Origin of the sequence: Rathayibacter sp. AY1C4 (assembly GCF_002932195.1) — a bacterium.
GTDB lineage: Bacteria > Actinomycetota > Actinomycetes > Actinomycetales > Microbacteriaceae > Rathayibacter.
This window is the reverse complement of sequence record NZ_PSWE01000022.1, coordinates 20,054-40,603: the sequence shown is the minus strand read 5'-3', so window position 1 is coordinate 40,603 and position 20,550 is coordinate 20,054. Positions and strand designations below refer to the sequence as shown.

Genomic DNA, 20,550 nt, shown 5'->3' with positions numbered 1-20,550 from the left:
CGCGCTTTGCTCCAGGGTCGGCACCATTGCTGAGGGGAGGGAGTGTGCCGGCTTCGTACGCGGCAATGTTCACGGTAACACTATGTTGACGACAACGTGAAGAGCCTAACCGGATCATTTCCCGACACTCCAGAGGAGAGGCGAACCGGTTCGACGAATCCCGGGTGCATCCTAGAGCGACGCGTACGCCGATGTCCGGTCGGATCAGCCGCGGTCGACGTCGCGCGAACGGCTCAGCGCGCGGTCCATCGCCCTCAGCGTCCGGAAGCCGGCCCGCTCGGCCACGGCCGCGCGAGCCGAGGGCGAGAGCGACGGGCTCGCGGCGAGCAGCGACGCGGCGAGGTGCACGCGCCGCTCGCGGAGGGTCGCGGCCACGGTCGTGCCCCGGCGGTGGAAGGCGCGGTCCAGCGTCGCCCGCGAGACGCGGAGCCGCATCGCGAGAACGTCGGCGGTGAAGTCCGCGTCACCCGCCTCCGCATCGATGACGGCGATCGCGCGGAGGAGGACGCCCTCGAGTCCGTCCTCCGGACGGGCGGGCGGCAGGCTCTGCTTGATCAGGGCCGACGCGGTCGCCTCGAGCGCCCGGCGCAGCTCGCTGAAGCCGGGATCGCCCGCCGCGAGGTCCGCGTTGAGGGTCGCGTTGACGAGGGAGACGAAGGCGCCGCTGTAGCTGTCGGCGGCGAGCAGGGTGCAGGACGGCCCGTCGGACTGTGCGCTCGTGAGGCCGAGCCTGCCCCAGGACGTCCTCAGCGCCAGCCAGGCGGAGTCCTCCTCCGCCCGGAGCCGAGCGGAGTCGTCGCGTCGGAGGAGGGCGAGCCCGCCGGGCCGCAGACGAGCGGCCTCGAGAGGCCCGTCGACGACGATCTCGCCGGCGACCGGGACGATGAGGTCGACCTCGGCCCGGTCGGGGGCGGGGAGGGGCGGGTCGGTCCGGAGCGTGCCGGGTGTGTGCCAGAGGCGGCTCAGCCGGAAGCCGTCGACGGCGAGCACGTCCCCGGCGAGGTGCAGGGGCGGAGCTCCGTCGCTCGCCCAGCCGAGGCTCCTCAGCCACGCCTCCACGCGGGGACCGCTCAGCTGCAGCGTCTCGACGAGACCGCGCGGGGCGGCCGGCTGCTCGGAAGCGGTCACCGGGCTCCTTCGCAGCGGGGACGGGGTGCGCGGGCGGTGACCACGTTAGGCCGGGGGAGGGGCGCCGAGACGGGGTGGCGCGTTCCTCCTCGGACGAGGCGCCCGTCCTCGGCGGGAGGGCGGAGGCGGCCCTCCTCGCCCGCGGTCCGGCAGGACGCGGGCGGAGAGGGCCGCCGGGCGCGGATCAGCGGCAGTCGGTTCTCGCCTTGATCCAGTGGGGGTTCAGCGCGCCGTCTCCCTGGGCGGTGATCCCGGCCGCATCGGGGCCGGTGCTGGCACCGGAGCCGATCTTGGTCCACGTGTTCTGCGCCGTGCTGTAGTACCAGATGTCGCCGTTCGCCTTCACGGAGACGTTCCCATCCGCTCCCTGACCGTAGGTGCGGACGAACCCGGAGTTCTCCGGAACGGTCGCGAGCCGGGTGCCGTACTGCAGGACCCCGTCCTTGATCCAGTGGATCTCGAACGTCCCGCCCGGCCGCTGGGTCAGTCCGGCGGCGCTCGGCTCGGTGCTGGCTCCGGTGCCGACGAGGTCCCACACGTTGCCCTGCGGGGTGTACCGCCAGATGTCGCCGTTCGACTTCACGGCGATCGTGCCGCGGGTGCCGAGGCCGTAGACGCGGACGAATCCGGAGTTGGTCGGCACCGTGGCCGCTGCGGTGCCGTACTGCAGGACTCCGTTCTTGATCCAGTGGACGTTCAGGGTCCCGGCCGGGTTCGCGGAGATGCCGGCCGCGCTCGGCTCGGTGCTGGCGCCGGTGCCCAGAAGGGTCCACTCGTCGGCCTGGCGGTTGTACCGCCAGACGTCGCCGTTCGACTTGATGGAGACGTTCCCGTCCGCGCCCTGACCGTAGGTGCGGACGAATCCGGAGTTGCTCGGAACGGTCGCGAGCGCCTTGCCGTACTGGAGGACTCCGTCCTTGATCCAGTGCGCGTTGTAGGTTCCGTCCGGCTGCTGCGTGAGCCCGGATGTGCTGGGCTCCGTGGAGGCGCCCGTGCCGAGCTTCTGCCAGCCGTCCGACCGCCGGTACTGCCAGATGTCGCCGTTCGCCTTGACGGAGACGTTGCCGTTCACACCCTGCGAGGAGGTGTGGATGAATCCGGAGTTCTCGGGAACAGTGGCGAGGCCCGTGCTGTACTGCAGGTCGCCGGTCTGGCGGACCGGGAACGGGGCGTTCGTCTTCGCCGAGCCGCCGAAGGCGAGGGCCGAGCCGGTCGAGGGGCCCGCGATGACGCCGCCGACCGGGATGGTGGCGACTCCGTTCGCGTCGGTCACGAAGGTGTCGGTCCCGCTCCCTCCGAAGCGGAAGCCGGGCGGGGTGTTCACCCGCACGGGGACGTTCGCGACGTTGCCGCCGGTGAGGGTCAGCGTGATCGGCGCCGTGTTGGGCATGCACGCGATCATGGTCGGGATGGAGCTGAACACGAGGGTCTGCGTGGCAGAGGCGGCGGCGGCCGGGGTGGCCGTCGCTGCGGCGATCACGGGCAGGGACCAGGTGGCGCCGGCGACGACGGTGCGTCGCCTCAGCGGACCCTGCTCAGCGGGAGAGTTGTCGGAAGTCACAGTGAAGCTCCTCGGTCTGTCTTCTCGCCGGCGGCCTGCTCGGAGGACGGTCGTCGTCCGCTCGGCCGCTTCGGCGGGTACGACGGGCGCCGTACCGCTGGGGAGTCTTCCCGCGGGCGGGCGGTCGGCCCAAGCGCTCGGGGCAGGTGAGGAGGAAGTGGCGCTGCCGTGAGGAGGGAGTGGTGAGCTCCGACGCCGCTCCGAGTCGCGATCGCCCTCCTGACCCGGTGATCCCGTCGGTCGCACGCTGCCGCCGGGGCGCCGCCGGCGCGGTGAGCGGGAGCGTCGCCGTCCGCTGTGACCGGTCCGGTGACAAACGGAGCACGCGCGGGCTGCGAATCACTCCCGTGGTGAGGCGTCAGCGTGCCCGCGAGGAGGGGGCGCCCGATGAGGTCGAGATCGGCCGAGATGTACCGGCGGATGGCCGAGCACTGGAACGGCGTGGAGGCCCGTTCTGGACTGCGGGTCGAGGCGACGGGCTCGCTCGGCTTCGAGATCGCCAGACTGTGGATCCCCGGTGGCTGCGTTCTCGAGCAGAAGCCGCAGTCGCGCTGCCCGCCGGGCGCGCATCTGCTGCTGGTCGTCGAGGGCGGAGGACGCATCCGACAGGACGGACGGATGCTCGAGTGCGGCAGTGGTGATCTGGTGGTCATCGACGCGGAGCCGCGGACCGGGGCGCGCTTCCCCCGCTCGACCGTGATCTACGCCTGGGTGCTCGGCGAGCGGGCGCTGGAGCAGCGCTGGCTCACGGAGCGCTTCGGCGAGGTCCTGCCCGTCGCCGGCTGCTTCCTGGCCCCGGCGCGGGCGCTGATGAACGGTCTCCTCGACGGCGACCCCGCTCTGGCGGAGCAGCCCGCCGTCGCCCGGGCGGGCGAGGCCTTCCTGAAGGAGCTGGTCGAGAGCTCCGCGCCGCGCAGACGTCCCCGCGCCGAGGAGGTCTACGGGGAGGCCATGGCCCTCATCGAGGAGCGCCACCGCGATCCCGCCCTCACCGCCGCCCGGCTCGCCCGCGAGCTTCTGGTGTCGGAGCTGACGCTGGCTCGCGCGTTCTCCTTCCTCGGACGCACGGCGGACGACGAGCTCGAGCGGCGCCGGGCGGGGACCCTCCTGCTCCTGATCGGCGGGCGGTCCCTGGCGATCGCCGACTTCGCGCGCGCAGCCGAGGAGGCGGGCTTCGCCTCCGTGGGGAGCGCTCACCGCGCGCTGCGGCGGCTCTCCCAGCGCCGCTGACCGTGCGGTCGTCCCCGCCGTCCTCCCGGTCCGGCGACGGCGAGCGGCCGGATTCCGAGCGCGAGGCGCGGAGGCCTGGGAGATCCGTGCGAACCAGCGGCGGTAATCGACAGATGAGGGATTCTGTTCGTTCGACGCGGAGGAGGCGGGAGATGGGGGCCGCAGAGGAGCGGACGCGGGCGTTCGCTCGCGCCTGGGACGAGCGCGGGACCGGCGCTCCCGGTCTGCGGATGGACGCAGCGGATGGACCGGGACTCGCGCTGACGCGGGTGTGGGGGCCGAACGGGATCAGGGTCGCCCCCTCGCCGTCGGTCGACAGGGCGGACAGGCCGGCGGGCGTTCACATCTCCCTGATCGTCGAGGGCGGGGGAGAGGTCGTCCTCGACGAGGGCGTGCTCGAGGCGACGCCGAACAGCGTCCTGCTCCTCGACGCCAGGGTCCCGGCGCGCATCGACTACCGGCGGCCCACCCTCTCGTACACCTGGAGTTTCGACGCCGCCGTGCTCGAGCACCGGTGGGTCCGCGAGCGGATCAACGAGGTCGTGCCGGTGCGCGAGTCGGTCTGGACGCCTGCCCGCGCCCTCGCGAACAGCCTGATCGAGGACGATCCGGCCGTGCTCGGCGCCGCCGGCGTGAGGCGGGCGAGCGAGCTGCTGCTGGAGGGGATCGTCGAGCACAGCGCTCCGCGGGTCCGGACCCGGGGCGCCGACCAGGTCTACGCGGAGGCGATCCCGGTGATCGAGGCACGCCACCGCGACCCGGCGTTCTCCGCCGCGGTGCTCGCCCGGGAGCTGCTCGTCTCCCCTCGCATGCTCGCGGAGGCGTTCGCGTTCCTCGGCCGCACGCCGGCGGAGGAGATCGCGACGCGTCGGGCGGGCACCCTCCGGCGCCGCATCGGCCTGCGGCGGCGGGGCCCTGCCGACTTCGCCCGCCTCGCCGAGGAGTGCGGCTACGGCACCCGCGAGCAGGCCGCGCTGACGCTCAGCCGCTCCGCCTCCTGAGGCCGGCGGAGCGCCCCGGACACGACGGCGCCCCCTCGTCCGCGGAGGGACGAGGGGGCGCCGGGGGAGATCGGGCGGGAACCCGGTCAGGTCTTGCTGCGGGCCATGACGGCGCGCTGGAGGAGGACGAAGACCAGGAGGATGCCTCCGGTGATGATCGTGGTCGCCTCCGGCGGGATGCCGCCGTCGCGGGTGATCAGGACGTTCATCAGTCCGAGCACCAGGGCGCCGACCACCGAGCCGAGCACGAACCCGACGCCGCCGGTGAGCAGCGTGCCGCCGATGACGGTCGCCGCGATGGCGTCCAGCTCCCAGCCGGTGCCGGTGATGTTCTGCGCGCTGCCGAGGCGGGCGGTGTAGACCACACCGGCGAGACCGGCGAGCGTGCCGCTGATGATGTAGATGAACAGCTTGGTCCGCACCACCGGGAGGCCCATCAGGGCCGCCGACTGCTCGGAGCCGCCCATCGCGTAGACCGTGCGGCCCAGGCGGGTGCGGTGCAGCACGAAGAACGCGCCGGCCACGACGAGGATCGCGATGATCACGCCGGGGCTGATGACGAAGTCGTTGACCTTCGGGCCGTCGATCAGCTTGATCGGCGTGGCCAGGCTCAGCACGGCCGAGTCCTCGGGGAGGCGCTCCGGGACGGTGCTCAGCATGGAGGCGAGACCGCGGGCCAGGAACATCATCGCGAGCGTCGCGATGAACGGCTGCACGTTGAAGTACTGGATCAGGACGCCGGAGATCACGCCGAACAGGGCGCCGATCACGACCATCAGGACCATCACGAGCCAGGGGTTCCAGCCGGCGTTGATCAGGAGCACGCCGCTCACGCTGCTGAACGCGATCACCGCGCCGACCGAGAGGTCGATGCCGCCGGTGAGGATCACGAAGGTGAGGCCCACGGCGAGGATGATCAGGTGCGCGTTGTTGACCAGCAGGTTCGAGATCGTGCTCGCCTGCAGGATCCGGCCGTAGGCGGCCTCGCCGTAGACGATCATCCCGAAGAAGATGATCAGCGCGGCCAGGGTGGGCAGCTTGTCCAGGTGCTGGCTCAGCCAGCCGCGCGCCCCGGAGGTGCGCTTGGTGCTCGCCGGAGGGGCGGAGCGGGTCATCACGGCACTCATGCGGGGATCGCCTCTTTCTGCGGGACGCTGCGGCGCGCCTCGCGACGGGACTTGAAGGCGGAGCGGACGCGCTCGGACTGCAGGAGGCAGAGCGCGACGATGACGATCGCCTTGAAGGCGGGCGTCGCGGAGGACGAGACTCCGAGGAACACGACGGTCTTGTCGAGGGTGGCGATCAGGATCGCGCCCACGGCGGCACCGGTGATGTTGAACTTGCCGCCGGCGAGCGAGGTGCCGCCGATGACGACCGCGAGGATCGCGTCGAGCTCGAGCTGGTAGCCGGTGCGCGAGACGTCGACCGTCATCACGCTCGCCGTGGCGAACACGCCCGCGACTCCGGCGAGGATGCCGCTGCCGATGTAGGCGGTCATCAGCAGGCCCCGGCGGTTGATGCCCGCGAGGCGGGCCGCCTTCGGGTCCATGCCGATGGCCTCGATCATCAGGCCGAGGGCGCTGCGGCGCACCAGGACTCCGACGACCACGACGATGGCGATGGCGAGGAGGAACACGACCGGGAGCCCGAAGACGTACCCGTTCGCGAGCCAGCGGAAGGGCTCGTTGGTGGCGGCGGTGTTCTGGCCGCCGGTGATGACCTTCGCCAGGCCGCGGCCCGCGAGCATCACGACGAGCGTGCTGATGAAGGGCTGGAGGCCCACCACCGAGACGAGGATGCCGTTCACGGCTCCGAGCACGGCGGCCACCAGGAGGGCGACCGCGAAGGCTCCCGCTGCGGCGCCGAGCGAGTCGGGCGCTCCCGCGGAGTTGAGGAACTCCATCGAGACGGCGCCGGCGACGACCATGATCGAGCCGACCGAGAGGTCGATGCCCCCGGTCGCGACGACCAGGCACATGCCGACGGCGATCATCAGGATCGGAGCGGCGGCGCGGGCGATGTCGATGACGTTGCCGACGAGGTAGCCGGTGGTGGGGCTGACCGAGACGGCCAGGTAGCCCGGGTCCTTGACGACGTTGACGAGGAGGAGCAGGGCGATCGCCACGACTCCCCAGAAGTACTGGCGGCGGATGATCCCGCCGAGGACTGATCCCCGGGCGGGTCGGGTGTCGCTGCTCATGATGCGGCCTCCTGCGTGGCGCTCTCGAGGACGACGACGTCCTCGTCGACGACTCCCTCTGCGGCGATGGTAGTGACGATCGACTCCGCAGTGACAGCGGGACCGTTGAGGATCTCCGCGATCACGCGGTGGTCCTTCAGGACGATGATGCGGTCGCTGAGGCGGACGACCTCGTCGAGCTCGGACGAGATGAAGACCACGGCGACGCCCTCGCCGGCGAGGGCGACGACCTTCTCCTGGATCTCGGCCTTCGCTCCGACGTCGATGCCGCGGGTCGGCTCGTCAAGGATGAGGATCTCGGGGGCGGTGGCGAGCCAGCGGCCGAGGAGGACCTTCTGCTGGTTGCCGCCGGAGAGCTTGCTGATCGGGCGGTCGGGGTCGGCCGGGCGCACGTTGAGCTCGACGAGGTACTTGCCGACGATCTCGTCCTTCTCCTTCTTGGAGAGGGGGCGGGCCCAGCCGCGCTTGGCCTGCACGCCGAGGATGAGGTTCTCGCGGACCGAGAGGTCGCGGATGATGCCCTCGTCGCGGCGGTTCTCGCTCGAGAACGCGATCTTGTGGGCGAGGCCGGCGGTCGGCGTCGGGACGTCGATCTTCTTGCCGTGCATCGTGATCTCGCCGGTGTCGGGCTTGTCGACGCCGTAGATCAGGCGCGCGAGCTCGGTGCGGCCGGAGCCGAGGAGCCCGGCGAAGCCGACGACCTCGCCGCGGTGCAGCGTCAGGTCGGTGCTCTCGATGGAGCCCTTCTTGCCGATGCCCTTCGCGGTGTAGAGCGGGGCGTCGCGGTAGAGGTGGTCCTGGCTCTCGCGCTCGGAGTCGAGGGAGCGCAGCGCCGCGATGTCCTTGCCGATCATCTTCGAGATCAGCGAGGTGCGGTCGAGCTCGTGGGTCAGGTACTCGCCGACGAAGGTGCCGTTGCGCAGCACCGTCAGGCGGTCGCTGATCGCGTAGACCTGGTCGAGGAAGTGCGAGACGAAGAGGATCGCGACGCCCTCCGCACGGAGGCGGCGGATGACGACGAAGAGGTTCTCGACCTCGTTCGCGTCCAGGCTCGAGGTCGGCTCGTCGAGGATGAGCACCTTGGAGTCGCTCACCGTCGAGCGGCTGATCGCGACCAGCTGCTGCATCGCGATCGAGAGCGAGGCGAGCGACTGGCGCGTGTTGAGGTGGCCGAGGCCGAGCTTCTCGAGCGCGACCTTCGCGGCCTGGTGTGTGGCCTTCCAGTTGATGCCGAAGGGTCCGCGGACCTCGTAGCCGAGCATCACGTTCTCTCCGATGGAGAGGTTCGTGACCAGGTTGACCTCCTGGTACACGGTGGAGATGCCCGCGGCCTGCGAGTCGGCGGTGCCGGTCAGGCGACGGGTCTCCCCGTCGATCACGATGTCTCCGCTGTCGATGCGGTAGACGCCGGTGAGGGCCTTGATGAGTGTGGACTTGCCGGCGCCGTTCTCACCCATGAGGGTGTGGACCTCGCCCGGGAACAGGCGGAAGTCGACGCCGTCGAGGGCTTTCACGCCGGGGAAGCTGATCGAGATGTTCTTCATCTCGACGATCGGAGGCGAACCTGTCATGTCGCGTCGTTCCGTTCTCGAGCGGGGCGCAGCCGAACAGGTGCGCCGAAGGGTCGGAGCGACCGGGGCCGGCGGGTGGGCCGGCCCCGGTCGCTCCGGGGGAGTGGTGCCGCGTCGAGGAGGACGCCGGGCGACCGGTGGTGCTGAGCGACTAGAACTTGCGGTCGGGCAGCGCGGTGGTGGCGGCCTCGGGCGAGTCGAAGGTCTCGCTCGGGACGACGATCGAGGACTCGACCGTCTCGCCGGCCAGGGTCTTCTCGACCGCGTCGAGGGCGGTCTCGCCGAACAGCGGGTTGTACTCGGCGACGAAGCTCAGCTCGCCGTCGGCCAGCGCCTGCAGGGCGTTCTTGGTGCCGTCGATCGTGGCGATCTTGACGTCGGTGCCGGGGGTGAGGCCGGCCTCCTGGACGGCCTGGACAGCGCCGAGGCCCATCTCGTCGTTCTGGGCGAAGACCAGCTGGACGTCGTTGTTGTTCGACTTCAGGACGGTCTCGAAGACGCTCTTGGCCTCTTCGGTGGACCAGTTCGCGGTCTGCGCGCCGATCTTGGTGAACTTCGAGTCGGCGCCGATGACCTCGTCCCAGCCTTCGTTGCGCTCGTTGACGACCGAGACGCCCGCGGGGCCCTCGAGCGTGAAGTACTTCGCGCCGCTCGGGAAGGTGGTCTTGGCCCAGTCGGCGACCGAGGTGCTGACCGCGATGTTGTCCGGCGCGATGCGGGTCACGTAGAGGTCGGTGTTGTCCGGCTCGATGCCGCGGTCGATCAGGATGACCGGGATCTCGGCCTCCTGGGCGCGCTCGAGCGAGTCCTCCCAGCCGGAGCCCTCCGTGGCGGAGAGCAGGATGATGTCGACGCCCTCGTCCACGAAGGAGGTGAAGGAGTCGATCTGCGACTTCTGGTCTCCGTTGGTGGCGGGTGCGTACTTCAGGTCGAAGCCGGCGTCCTTGGTGAACGTGTCCTCGATGTTGGTCTCGTTCGCCTGGCGCCACGCGCCCTCGGGGCCGACGGCCACGAAGCCGACGGTGGTGAGGTCACCGCTCGAGCCGGAGCCCGAATCGGTGCCGGAACCGCCCGAGCAGCCCGCGAGTCCGAACGCGAGTGCGCCGACTGCTGCGAAACCCAGGAACTGGCCGATACGCCTCGTCTTGGACATAGATCTCCTCCTTGAGATCGCGGGCACGAAGAGAGTGCCCGAGATGGTGGACCCCGAAGGGCCTCGAATGCGGGCCTAGCGGCCCGAGGTGCGGTGAGTGCAGGATGTGCAGTGGGCGCCGGCCGAAGCAGCGCCACGTCGAAATGTTACCGTGAACAATTCTTGTGACGCAACAGCACGGCGGTGCGCTTCGGTAACGATCCGGTCGCGGGGCCCGCAGGGCCCGATGGCAACCCTCTGCCCGGTGGTCGGGCCCGGGAGTAGCTTCCCTGGCCATGATGCTCCCTCGATCGCGCTCCGTCCCCGCGACGGCCGCGACGGCGGCCCTCGTGCTCGCGCTCTGCGGATGCTCCGCGGACGGCACGGCGGCCCGCCGCGCGGCCGACGCCTTCCTCTCCGCGCTCGCCGACGGCGACGGCCGCGCGGCGTGCGCGCTGCTCACCGATTCCGCCCGCGAGGCCGTGGAGGACCGGGAGGGCGACTGCCCCGGCGGCGTGCTGGAGCTCGGGATCGCGGAAGACGGAGCAGGGGACGCCGAGGTCTACGGCCGGGCGGCGATCGTGCGCTCCGGCGGCAGCGCGGTGTTCCTCACCCCGGGCGACGACGGCTGGCTGGTGCGCGCGGCGGGGTGCACGCCGGTGGCGGACGCGCCCTTCGACTGCGTCCTGGACGGGAGCTGACGTGCGCACCGCTTCCGCCCTGTACTACGCCGTGATCGTGCTCGGCCTGATCGGGTTCTTCGCCGTCGGGATCCTCGGGAGGTGAGCCGGATGCGCCGCTTCCCGCGCGAGAACGGACTCTCGCTGTTCTTCCTCGCGATCTTCCTGCTCGCTCTCCTCGGGCAGTCGTTCGCCGGGCTCGCCGCGTACAACGACACCCAGGTCGCGGAGGGGCTGCGGGAGGTCGGCTACTGGCGCTTCGTCACCTCCTCCGACTTCGCGATCGACGTCGCCGAGAACTGGCAGTCGGAGTACCTCCAGTTCTTCCTCTACATCGGCGCGACCGTCTGGCTCGTGCAGCGCGGCTCGCCCGAGTCGAAGCGGGTGGGCGAGGAGGGCCTCGAGACCGACGAGCAGCAGAAGGCGGGGGCGTCCGCGGAGGACGACTCGCCGCCCTCGGCGTCCGCCGGCGGCCTGCGGCAGGCGCTGTTCTCGCACTCGCTGCTGCTGGTGATGGGGGCGGTGTTCCTGCTGTCCTGGGCGGCGCAGTCGGTGACGGGCGTCGTGGCCTACAACGAGGAGCAGCTGACGAGCCTGGAGGCGCCCGTCGACTGGCTCGGCTACGTCTCCTCCGCCGACTTCTGGAACCGGACGCTCCAGAACTGGCAGTCGGAGTTCCTCGCGGCGGGCAGCATGGCGGCGCTCGCCGTGTTCCTGCGCGAGCGCGGGTCGAGCGAGTCGAAGAAGGTGGGCGATCCGCACGGACGGACGGGGATCTGAGTGGTCAGGGGGCGTCGGATCGGACGCGGATCTCGTCGCCCTCGAGGGCGAACCGCAGGGACGTGCCGATCGGGAACCGCTCGCGCAGGGCCTCCGGCGCCGCCGACGTCACGGTGAACTGCGCGACCGCGGGGAACGCTCCGGCCGTGCAGCCCTGGAAGAACAGGCCGTCCTGCGGCTCGGCGGTCCGCACGATGGAGAGGCACGAGCCGGCGCTCGAGGAGCGGCGCTGCCGGACGACGGTGAGCCCCGTGTCGGCGGGCAGGCTCTGCCGCACGACGGTGAGCCCGCCGAAGTCCTCGGTGGTGACCGATCCGTCGAACCCCAGTCCCTCCCAGCCGGGGAGGTCGGTGCCGTTCGACAGCGGCAGCACGGCGACCTCGCGGCCGGGCTGTCCGTCCTCGGCGGTGGCGAGGAGGGTGGCCCCCGCGGCGACGGCGGCCGTCGCGGCCAGCGCGGCGGGGAGGAGGAGGCCGCGCCGACGGGAGCGGCGGGGCGGGACGTGGCCGAGGGGGTCGGACGCCTCGTCGGCGGAGGCGTCCGCGGGAGGTGCCGCGTCCTCCGGCGCCGCGTCCCCGGAGTCCGCGGGAACCACCGCGCCCGGCAGTGCGGTGCCGAGGGCGGGACGGACGCGGGCCTCGAGCGCGGAGAGCCGGGCGAGCGCGCCGGGGTCCCGCTCGATGTCGGAGCCTCGGCCGTAGGCGCGCCGCTGCAGCTCCGCGAGCTCGTCCGGTCGCTGATCGTCCACCCCCGGATCCTCGCAGGCCCGGCGCCCGAGCGGGACCCGCCGGCGCGCCGAGGTCCTGGCGGTCGAGCAGCCCGGACGGCTCATCGAGACCCGGTGGACGGTGCGGCCGCTCGGCCGGCGGGGGAGGTCAGTCGTCGTCGTCGAGGTCGTCGTCGCGGTCGGCGGCGATCATCTCGACGATCGTGTCGACGGTGAGCCAGGGGCCGTTGCTGACCTCGCCGATCTTCTCGCGGTCCTTGAAGACGACGATGCGGTCGCTGAGGCGCACCACCTCCTCCAGCTCGGACGAGATGTAGACGACGGTCACCCCCTCCTTCGCGAGCTGCGCGATGTGCGCCTGGATCTCGACCTTCGACGCCACGTCGATCCCGCGCGCCGGCTCGTCGAGCACGAGCAGCCGCGGACGGGTCGCGAGCCACCGCGCGAGGACCACCTTCTGCTGGTTGCCTCCGGAGAGGTACTTCACCGGGATGTCCGGGTCGGCCGGCGAGATGTTCAGCGCCTCGACGTAGGTGCGCACCAGGGTGTCGGTCTCGGCAGCCGAGAGCGGGTGCGCCCAGCCGCGCAGAGCCTGCAGGCCCAGCACGAGGTTCTCGCGGAGGGAGAGGTCGCCGATGATCCCGTCCTCGCGGCGGTTCTCGCTCGAGTGGGCGATGCGGTGGCGCAGGCCCGACACCGGGTCGGAGATGTGCGCGGGCTGGCCGTCGATCAGCACCTCGCCGGTGTCCGGCTTCTCGACCCCGCTCACCAGCGACGCCAGCTCGGTGCGCCCCGAGCCGCGCAGGCCCGCGAAGCCCACGATCTCGCCGCGGTGCAGCTCCAGATCGGTCGGACCCACGGCGCCGCGGCGGCCGATCCCGTGCGCGCGGTAGATCGCCGGGCCGACCGGCTGGCGGCGGTGCTCGCGGCGGTCGGAGCCGATCTGCCGCAGCGCATCGATGTCCTTGCCGATCATCTTCGCGATCAGCTCGGCGCGGTCCATGGTGTGCGCCGGGTACTCGCCGACGGTGCCGCCGTCGCGGAGCACCGTCAGCCGGTCGCTGAGGGTGAGGACCTGCTCGAGGAAGTGCGAGACGAACAGGATCGCGACGCCCTGGTCGCGCAGCCTCCGCAGCACCGTGAAGAGGCGGGCCACGTCGCTGAGGTCGAGGCTGGAGGTGGGCTCGTCGAGCACGAGCACGCGCGGACGGTCGACCATCGCGCGGCTGATCGCGACCAGCTGGCGGATCGCCGGCGAGAGCGAGCGCAGCGGCAGGTGCGGATCGAGGTCCTCCAGGCCCAGCTCGGCGAGCATCTCGGCCGCGCGGTGGTGGGTGCGCGACCAGGAGATGCCGAAGCGGCCGCGGACCTCGTGGCCGAGCATCACGTTCTCGCCGATGCTGAGGTTGTCGGTGAGGCGCTCGTCCTGGAACACGGCCGTGATGCCCGCTGCCTTCGCCTCCGCCGGGCCGCTGAAGCGCCGGGCGACGCCGTCGACGAGGATCTCGCCCGCGTCGGGCTGGTGGATGCCGGTGAGCGTCTTGATCAGCGTGGACTTGCCCGCGCCGTTCTCGCCCATCAGCCCGTGGATCTCGCCCGGCACCAGCCGCAGGTTCCCGTCCGTCAGAGCGGGTCCGGAGGCGAAGGAGACGCGGATGCCGGTCATCTCGACGACGGGTGCCGCGGAGCTCCGGGTCGTCCTCGATGAGATCGCCACGTGCCGTCCTCGGTTCGTGTGCGGCGCGCCGTCAGGGTCCGGCGTGCCAGGGGCTGCCGCCGATGATACGCGAGCGCATGCGGCGGGACGGGAACAGGAGGGTCACGATCGGGGAGCGGCCGTGGAGGAGCGGATCACCAGCTCCGTGGGGATCCGGGTGCGCTGCGGGATCTCCTGGCCGCGGATCCTCGCGTGGATCACCTCGGCGACCGTCGTCCCGAGCTTGTCGAAGTCCTGGCGGACCGTCGTCAGCGGCGGGAGGAAGTGGCGGGCGGTGGGCAGGTCGTCGAAGCCGACGATGCTCATGTCCTCGGGCACGCGGATCCCGCGCTCGACGAGGCCGTGGATCACTCCGAGCGCCATCTCGTCGTTCGCGACGACCATCGCGGTGAAGTCGGGCACCGACTGCAGGCTCGCGGCGAAGTCGTACCCGGAGTCCGGGGTCCAGTCGCCGATGACGATGGGGCGCTCGTGCATCCCCCACGACTTCGCGCGGCTGTGGAAGGCGCGCTCGCGGGCGCGCGCGTCGAGCCAGTCGAGGGGGCCGGAGAGGTGCAGCACGTCGCGGTGGCCGAGGTTCCCCAGGTGGTCGACGGCCTGGAACATGCCGGCCTGCTGGTCGACCGAGACGGTGAGGAAGCTCGGATCCTTGTCGCTCTTCACCACGAGCGTCGGCACGCCGATCTCGACGGTGCGGAGGGTCGCCACGGAGGAGGAGCGCGGCGCGATCACGCAGAGCGCGTCGATCCCGAGGCCCATCAGGTGGGCGATCGCGTCGGTGGGGGTCATCTCGAGGTCCGGCCGCAGCGCGACGGAGGTGATCGAGTACCCCTTCTCGCGGGCGGCGCGCTCGATCGCGCGGAGGGTGCTCGACGGCCCGTACTCGGCGCCGCTCTCGATCATCACGCCGATGCGGTCGGTGCGCTGCGTGACGAGGGAGCGGGCGGCGATGTTCGGCCTGTAGTTGAGCTCGTCGACCGCCTCGAGGACCTTCTGGCGGGTCGACTCCTTGATGTTGGGGTGCCCGCTGAGCACGCGCGACACGGTCATGTGCGAGACGCCCGCGACCGCCGCGACATGGCGGAGGTTCGGCCGATCGGCCATGAGAGGACCTCCTCCGCTCCCCGGGCGGGTGAGCCGCGCCACCCCGGCGCGGACGAGGCTCAGAGGGCTCGGCTGCCGGGGGTGGCACCAGCATAGTCAGGCGGGGCCGACCTCCCGGTGGGCGCCTCCTGAGCGGGCGGGCATCGTCCGATCCGCTGCGGCATCCGCCGTGGCGCGGGGCGGGCGGGACCGTCCCGGACGCGTCGCTCCCACTGCGGTCCTCGATGATCGAGGGGGCTCCGGGGCGTCGTGAGCCCTCGCCAGAACACGTCGTGCAGGGAATGCTCGGCGACGAGCTCCGGAAGGATCGGGGCCGCGTCCGCTCCTCGTAGGAGGATGTCGTCCAACGAAGCGATGACGTCCACGACCGAGCGCGGAGTGAACTGCCCGGCGAGACGTTTCGCCTTCGCACGGACGTTGTTGGGCGTGGGGCCCGCATCGATCACGGAGTGGTTCCAGAGCCGGCTGTGGTGAGCGCACCGGTCGCGCAGGTAGACGAGTGCGCGGACCCGGTAGGCGAAACCGGCTCGGGCGACTCCCAGACCGGACGCGACGTCCCCCGCAAGCGATCCTCGTGCCCCTCGCTCGATGCATCTCGACAGAGTTCCGAAGGACCAGGCCTCGACGGCCGACCACACCGGTAGCTCGCCGAAGGCGGCCGCGCCCCTGCCGCCGGGGAGCTCCGTGAAGCGGAGGACATGCCGTTCCCTGCTGCGCTCGATGTCGCGGAGGCACGAATCGACTGTCGACTCCGCGTTCGGAGACTCGGAGTAGAAGCTCTTCTCGAGAGAGCACTCGTACGGGCCGTGCTCACGAGCGATGACATGAGCCGTACGGCTGCGGAGAAGGATCTCGGCACGGGCCAGTCGAGCACGCAGGCTCTGCCGCAGCGCTTCGTCTGCGTCGCAGACCGCTCGGACGTCCTCGAACGAGACTCCGTCCGCGAACGAGTCGTCCCCGTCGTGCGGAGCCCGCTGGAAGTAGCGGGCGTACCCGGAGAAGCGGTAGTAGTTCTGCGCGGCCAGGTAGCTCGTGCAGGCCTCCCCGTCGGCGATGCCGAGCCCGCGGTCACGGAGGAGCTGGACCTGCTGCTTCCACGACAGGCTCGGTTTCCGTGCCATCGCAGTACCTCGGTGCCGAAGAAAAAGGCCCCTCCCATGTGAGCATCGCGGAGAGGCTTGGGAGGGGGTCGATCGGATCGAATCTACCAGGCGTCCCTCAGCCGTGGTCCCTGCGGCGCCACCCGACCAGCCGGTGGCACGAGTGCTGATCGGACCATCGCCGCAGGACGGAGAGGGCCGACCGCCGCGGCGCCGAACACTGCGGGTCTTCGAAGGCGCGGGGCGGGCGAGTACTCTCGGGAGCCTCATGGCACGCGACAACGAACCGACCGTCACCCTCACCGATCCGCTCGAGGAGCGCCTGCGCGCGCAGGTCGCCCGCGAGGGGGAGCGCAACGTCGCTCTGCGATCCGCGGCCCTGCTCACCGGCGGGTACGAGGGCGAGTCCTTCCTCCTCACCGTGGGCGGCGAGCACGCCGACGGGATCCTCAAGGGAGCGCCCTCCCTCTACTGGCCCGAGCTCTGGGGTGCCCGCGCGCTCCTCTACGTCTGGGACGACGACGCCGCCGACGCGGTGACCGCCGGACTCGCGAACCCCTCCTGGCGTGTCCGCGAGATGTGCGCCCGCGTCTGCGCCGAGCGCGTGCTGGGCGGGCAGAAGAAGCTGTCCCGCCTGACCACCGACGAGCACCCCCGGGTCCGCGCGGCCGGAGCGCGCGCTCTCGTGGCGGCCGCTCTGGCGGGGATCTCCTCCGGTCGCGACGCGAAGGGCGAGTTCGCGGCGAGCGTCGAGGCCGTCCTGACGGGCATGCTCCGCGACCCGGACCGCGACGTCCGCCGCGCCGCGCAGCAGTCGGCCGACGCGCTGCGGGACGCCCGCTCGGCCTGAGCGGACCGTCCGCCGGCGGTCGAGGCGTCGCGAAGGGCCGCCTCCCGGCTCCGATGACGACCGTTCGTGACGCCTCGGAGCCCCGGGGGCTCAGCCGACCAGGTGCGTCGCGCGCTCGAAGGCGCGCTTCAGCTCGTCGCGCTTGCGGGGCTGGCTCATCGCCCGCTGGCCGGGGCTCCACGAGTCGATGACCGTCGGGCCGTCGACCAGGTACGGCTCGATGTTCTTCTTCCAGCCGCTGGTCGGCGCGGTCCCGGCGTTGACGACGACCCGCAGGTCGGGGAGCAGCGGCAGGAGCCGGCGCAGCTCCATCGCGCCCTGCCGCACCTCGTCCGCGTCGGGGGCGCCGTCGAGCTGCCACGGCACGATGTTCCAGATCAGGGTGCGGGCGTGCAGTCCGACCTCGTCGCGGAGGGTCCAGGTCGAAGCGGCCGTCGCGTCGTCGTTGTCGACCGAGACGAAGCCGGAGCCGTCGGGGCCGGTAGACATCGGTCCCGGGGCCTCCAGCACGATGAGCGCACGCGCCTCGACGCCGGCCTCGGCCGGGTCGAAGTCGGGCACCACGGCACCGGGATGCCTGCGCGTGCGCCGGGCGAGGAGCTCCTCGCGGAACGCCCGGAGGGGCTGCACCGAGGGCTCGTCCTCGAGCAGGGCCCGGCGCTCGTCGAGGGCGGAGCGGTCGCGGAAGCCGTACGGCTCGGTCAGGAACACCCTCCGAGGCTAGTCGCGATCCGCCCAGCCGCGGGAGGCGGGCCTGCGGGCGCCCTCCTGGGTGACCCCGCCAGGGCCTGGCTCGCGCCGCCCCCGGCTCCTACGGTCTGACTGCAGTCGAGAATCTGGACCGGAGGGGGTCACCGTGTCGGACGAGCCGTCAGTGAGCATCGGGGTTCCGTACGTCGAAGGGGGGTCGTCGCCGCAGGTGCTGGACGTGTACAGCAGGTCGAAGTCCCCGGCCGAGGACGCTGCTCGGCCGGCCGTCGTGCTGATCCACGGCGGCGGGTGGTTCCGGGGGGACAAGAGCAAGGAGCGGGCGCTCGCGACGATGCTGGTCGACGCCGGCTACCTCGTGTTCGCGGCGGACTACCGCGAGGCTCCGGACTCGGTCTTCCCGGCCAGCAGGGACGACGTGCTCGCCGCGGAGCGGTGGGCGGTCGCGTCCGAGTGGGCGTTCGACCGGAGCAGGCTGGCGTTCTTCGGCGGATCGGCGGGCGGGAACCTGGTCGTGGAGGCCGCGATCGCCACCGGTCGGCCCGCCGTCAGCTGGTCGGGGATGTTCGACCTCCTCGGCATCGTCGAGGCGACCGACGACCTCCCGGCCACGCCGACGACGCAGGACCTCGACGTCATGAAGAGCGCCGACATCAACCAGACCGGCCGGAACGACGCCTTCCTGCGCTGGACGATCCTCAACGAGGTCGGGGGCGACCGCGGGCTGCTCACCGCCGCCTCCACGACGCGCCACGCCTCCCCGGACGGCGGGCCGGTGTTCCTGGCCAACTCGCTCGGCGAGTTCGTCCCCGTGAGCGACGCGCAGGCCATGCAGGCGGCGCTCTCCGCGGTCGGAGTCGCCAGCACGCTGCAGCTGATCCCGGGCACCCGTCACGCCGAGGGGTACACGGAGGCGGCCATCGGCCCCTCGCTCGCCTTCCTCCGCGACGCCCTCCCGCCGGCCCGAGCATGACGACGACGGAGTTCGCCGGAGTCGGAAACGTCTTCTACTTCGTCGACGACCTCGACGCCGCGATCGCCTGGTACTCGGCGCGGCTCGGGCGCGAGCCCGTCGTCCGCGGCGGGGCGCTCGTGGCCTACGACCTGGACGGCACCCGCCTGACGCTGCACGAGCGGGACGAGCTGAACCGGCCCGGACCCGACGGCACGAGCCCGTACTGGACGGTCCCCGACGTCGACGCCGTCGTCGCCGACTGGACGGCGAACGGCGCCGTCGCCCACCGCGGTCCGAAGACGGTGTTCACGGGGGAGCGGCTGTGCCAGCTGCTGGACCCGTTCGGCAACCTCTTCTCGGTGCGGCAGGCCGTGCCCCGTGACTGAGGACGTCGCTCCGGCTCCTGCCGCCCCGGCGCAGACGTCCGCGCCGGCGCAGCCGTCGGCCTGGGCGCCCATGGCGATCACCGCCTTCCGCGTGCTGTGGTTCGCCCAGCTGGGCAGCAACATCGGCACCTGGATGCAGACCGTGGGAGCCCAGTGGTACCTGGTCGAGGCGGCCGCAGGCGCGGCGGTCGTCGCGCTCGTGCAGACGGCGAGCCTGGCGCCCTCGATCCTCGTCGCCCTCCCCGCGGGCGTGCTGGCCGACTCGCTCGACCGGCGGCGGCTGCTCATCTGGGGGTCGTCGGCCAGCGCGCTGCTGGCGGCCGCTCTGACGGTCGTGGCGGCGGTCGGCGCGCTGACGCCGTGGACGATCCTGGCCTTCACCTTCCTCCTCGGCATCACCTCCACCCTGACCTCGCCGGCCTGGCAGGCGATCCAGCCGGAGCTCGTGCCCCGGAACCTGATCGCGGCGTCGTCGGCACTCGGCGGCGTGACGGTGAACGGCGCCCGCGCGGTCGGCCCGGCCCTGGCGGGAGTCGTCCTCTCGGCGTTCGGCGCTCCGGTGGTCTTCGGCATCAACGCCCTGAGCTTCATCGGCGCCGTGCTCGCCCTGCTCTGGTGGAAGCGGCCGGCGCAGACCGGCCTCGACGACCGCGAGCAGTTCGGCGCCGCGCTGAAGGGAGGGATCAGGTACGTCGCCTCCGCGCACCTCGTCCGCCGGATCCTCCTCCGCTCCGCGCTCTTCGCCCTGCCGGCCAGTGCGCTCTGGGCGCTGCTGCCGCTCACCGCGAAGCGCCTCCAGCTCGACTCCAGCGGCTACGGCTTCCTCCTCGGTGCCCTCGGTGCGGGTGCCGTGCTCGGCGTCTTCGCCCTGGCGCTCGCCCGCCGGAAGATCTCGGACGACGTCGTGATCGGGGCGAGCGCCGTGCTGTTCGCGGCGGGGACGCTCGCGGCGGCCTTCCTGCCCCTCGTTCCGGCACTGCTGCTGCTGGTCCTCGCGGGGCTGGCCTGGATCGGCACCCTCACCGTGCTGAACGCGGCGCTGCAGCTCACGCTGCCGCAGTGGGTGCGGTCCCGCGGAGCCTCGATCTACATCCTGGTCTTCATGGGGACCATGGCGGTCGGCTCGATCGGCTGGGGCCTGGCCGCGCAGGTGCTCGGCACCGCGCCCGCGTACGCCGCGGCGGCCGCTCTGCTCCTCCTCGTGGCGGCCAGCGTGCGGGTGCTGCCCCTGCTGCCGGGGACGGGAACCGTCGACCGCAGCATCTCGATGTCGTGGCCGACGCCCACGCTGGTGTTCGAGCCGGAGCCGACGGACGGGCCGGTGATGGTGCAGATCTCGTGGACGGTCCGCCCCGACTCCCTCGCGGACTTCCGATCGGCCATGCGGCTGCTGGAGAGCTCCCGCCGCCGGACCGGCGCCTCGCGCTGGGCGCTCTACCGGAGCGGGGAGGAGGCCGACGTGCAGCTGGAGACGTTCATGGTGCCCTCGTGGGGCGAGTTCCGGCGGCAGGAGACCCAGCGGCTCACCGGCCGCGACCGCGAGATCCGCGCGGCGGCGCTGACCCACGCCGACGGCGATCCCGTCGAGCGGCACTTCTTCCCGAGCGCGACGCCCTCCTCCTGAGAGAGGGAGCGGCGGCGAGCCGTCCCCGTGATCGTCGAGACGGCCGGCGTGCGAGCGGTGTCCCGGCGGATGTCTCGGCGCGAGGGCGGAGGTGCG

At 72.0% G+C, this 20,550-nt stretch carries 19 protein-coding genes; 8 read left to right on the top strand and 11 right to left on the bottom strand.

From position 1 onward, the window contains the following. Positions 1 to 204 precede the first annotated feature (204 nt). Both C5C99_RS11975 and C5C99_RS11970 read right to left on the bottom strand, forming a co-directional pair. Complete coding sequence (locus tag C5C99_RS11975; RefSeq protein ID WP_104340130.1) at positions 205 to 1,128, bottom strand: helix-turn-helix domain-containing protein; 924 nt, start codon at positions 1,126 to 1,128, stop codon at positions 205 to 207. 184 nt (positions 1,129 to 1,312) lie between these two features. After that, entirely contained in the window at positions 1,313 to 2,689 is a 1,377-nt protein-coding gene (locus tag C5C99_RS11970; protein ID WP_104340129.1) for a hypothetical protein, read from the bottom strand. 387 nt (positions 2,690 to 3,076) lie between these two features. Here C5C99_RS11970 and C5C99_RS11965 point away from each other — a divergent pair, with 387 nt between their 5' ends. Together C5C99_RS11965 and C5C99_RS11960 are read left to right on the top strand one after the other, a co-directional pair. Then, the gene (locus C5C99_RS11965; protein WP_104340128.1) at positions 3,077 to 3,919 is read left to right on the top strand and encodes an AraC family transcriptional regulator; all 843 of its coding nucleotides are present in this window, start codon (positions 3,077 to 3,079) and stop codon (positions 3,917 to 3,919) included. Between the two features lie 152 nt (positions 3,920 to 4,071). Continuing rightward, positions 4,072 to 4,920 (top strand): hypothetical protein, encoded by an 849-nt coding sequence (locus tag C5C99_RS11960; RefSeq protein WP_104309284.1) that lies wholly within the window; start codon positions 4,072 to 4,074, stop codon positions 4,918 to 4,920. A gap of 86 nt (positions 4,921 to 5,006) precedes the next feature. Here C5C99_RS11960 and C5C99_RS11955 read toward each other — a convergent pair whose 3' ends face one another. The 4 genes from C5C99_RS11955 to C5C99_RS11940 form a co-directional block, all read right to left on the bottom strand. Then, positions 5,007 to 6,047, bottom strand: a complete 1,041-nt coding sequence (locus tag C5C99_RS11955) for a sugar ABC transporter permease (RefSeq protein ID WP_104222391.1) — start codon at positions 6,045 to 6,047, stop codon at positions 5,007 to 5,009. Next, complete coding sequence (locus tag C5C99_RS11950) at positions 6,044 to 7,120, bottom strand: ABC transporter permease (RefSeq protein WP_104227011.1); 1,077 nt, start codon at positions 7,118 to 7,120, stop codon at positions 6,044 to 6,046. Before C5C99_RS11950 ends, C5C99_RS11955 begins: the two co-directional genes overlap by 4 nt. Beyond that, positions 7,117 to 8,691 (bottom strand): sugar ABC transporter ATP-binding protein, encoded by a 1,575-nt coding sequence (locus C5C99_RS11945; RefSeq protein ID WP_104222393.1) that lies wholly within the window; start codon positions 8,689 to 8,691, stop codon positions 7,117 to 7,119. Before C5C99_RS11945 ends, C5C99_RS11950 begins: the two co-directional genes overlap by 4 nt. 151 nt (positions 8,692 to 8,842) lie before the next feature. After that, complete coding sequence (locus C5C99_RS11940; RefSeq protein WP_104222394.1) at positions 8,843 to 9,844, bottom strand: ABC transporter substrate-binding protein; 1,002 nt, start codon at positions 9,842 to 9,844, stop codon at positions 8,843 to 8,845. Positions 9,845 to 10,119: 275 nt separating this feature from the next. On the opposite strand from C5C99_RS11940, the gene C5C99_RS11935 reads away from it, so the two are divergent. Beyond that, positions 10,120 to 10,524 (top strand): hypothetical protein, encoded by a 405-nt coding sequence (locus C5C99_RS11935; RefSeq protein WP_104335986.1) that lies wholly within the window; start codon positions 10,120 to 10,122, stop codon positions 10,522 to 10,524. 90 nt (positions 10,525 to 10,614) lie between these two features. Then, on the top strand, positions 10,615 to 11,283 hold the full coding sequence (locus C5C99_RS11930; RefSeq protein ID WP_104222397.1) for a DUF6766 family protein: 669 nt from the start codon (positions 10,615 to 10,617) through the stop codon (positions 11,281 to 11,283). Positions 11,284 to 11,287: 4 nt separating this feature from the next. On the opposite strand, the gene C5C99_RS11925 is transcribed toward C5C99_RS11930, so the two are convergent. From C5C99_RS11925 to C5C99_RS11910, 4 genes are all read right to left on the bottom strand, one after another. Next, on the bottom strand, positions 11,288 to 12,031 hold the full coding sequence (locus C5C99_RS11925; RefSeq protein ID WP_104222398.1) for a hypothetical protein: 744 nt from the start codon (positions 12,029 to 12,031) through the stop codon (positions 11,288 to 11,290). A gap of 127 nt (positions 12,032 to 12,158) precedes the next feature. Continuing rightward, positions 12,159 to 13,676 carry a sugar ABC transporter ATP-binding protein gene (locus tag C5C99_RS11920; RefSeq protein ID WP_104222487.1) on the bottom strand — a complete coding sequence of 506 codons (1,518 nt, stop codon included), beginning with the start codon at positions 13,674 to 13,676 and terminating at the stop codon, positions 12,159 to 12,161. Between the two features lie 153 nt (positions 13,677 to 13,829). Further along, positions 13,830 to 14,831, bottom strand: coding sequence for a LacI family DNA-binding transcriptional regulator (locus C5C99_RS11915; RefSeq protein ID WP_104222399.1), 1,002 nt, complete (start codon positions 14,829 to 14,831; stop codon positions 13,830 to 13,832). Between the two features lie 59 nt (positions 14,832 to 14,890). Next, entirely contained in the window at positions 14,891 to 15,952 is a 1,062-nt protein-coding gene (locus C5C99_RS11910) for an Abi family protein (RefSeq protein WP_104340127.1), read from the bottom strand. Positions 15,953 to 16,199: 247 nt separating this feature from the next. Here C5C99_RS11910 and C5C99_RS11905 point away from each other — a divergent pair, with 247 nt between their 5' ends. Next, positions 16,200 to 16,781, top strand: coding sequence for a HEAT repeat domain-containing protein (locus C5C99_RS11905; protein WP_244230570.1), 582 nt, complete (start codon positions 16,200 to 16,202; stop codon positions 16,779 to 16,781). Between the two features lie 90 nt (positions 16,782 to 16,871). Here C5C99_RS11905 and C5C99_RS11900 read toward each other — a convergent pair whose 3' ends face one another. Further along, a complete protein-coding gene (locus tag C5C99_RS11900; protein ID WP_104250025.1) occupies positions 16,872 to 17,492 on the bottom strand; it encodes a hypothetical protein in 621 nt (206 codons plus the stop codon). A gap of 163 nt (positions 17,493 to 17,655) precedes the next feature. Here C5C99_RS11900 and C5C99_RS11895 point away from each other — a divergent pair, with 163 nt between their 5' ends. The 3 genes from C5C99_RS11895 to C5C99_RS11885 are packed head-to-tail and all read left to right on the top strand — an operon-like array spanning position 17,656 to position 20,454. Next, entirely contained in the window at positions 17,656 to 18,462 is an 807-nt protein-coding gene (locus C5C99_RS11895) for an alpha/beta hydrolase (protein WP_181074596.1), read from the top strand. Further along, positions 18,459 to 18,830 (top strand): VOC family protein, encoded by a 372-nt coding sequence (locus C5C99_RS11890; RefSeq protein WP_104250023.1) that lies wholly within the window; start codon positions 18,459 to 18,461, stop codon positions 18,828 to 18,830. Before C5C99_RS11895 ends, C5C99_RS11890 begins: the two co-directional genes overlap by 4 nt. Continuing rightward, positions 18,823 to 20,454 (top strand): MFS transporter, encoded by a 1,632-nt coding sequence (locus C5C99_RS11885; protein WP_258063689.1) that lies wholly within the window; start codon positions 18,823 to 18,825, stop codon positions 20,452 to 20,454. Before C5C99_RS11890 ends, C5C99_RS11885 begins: the two co-directional genes overlap by 8 nt. The last annotated feature ends 96 nt before the right edge of the window (positions 20,455 to 20,550 follow it).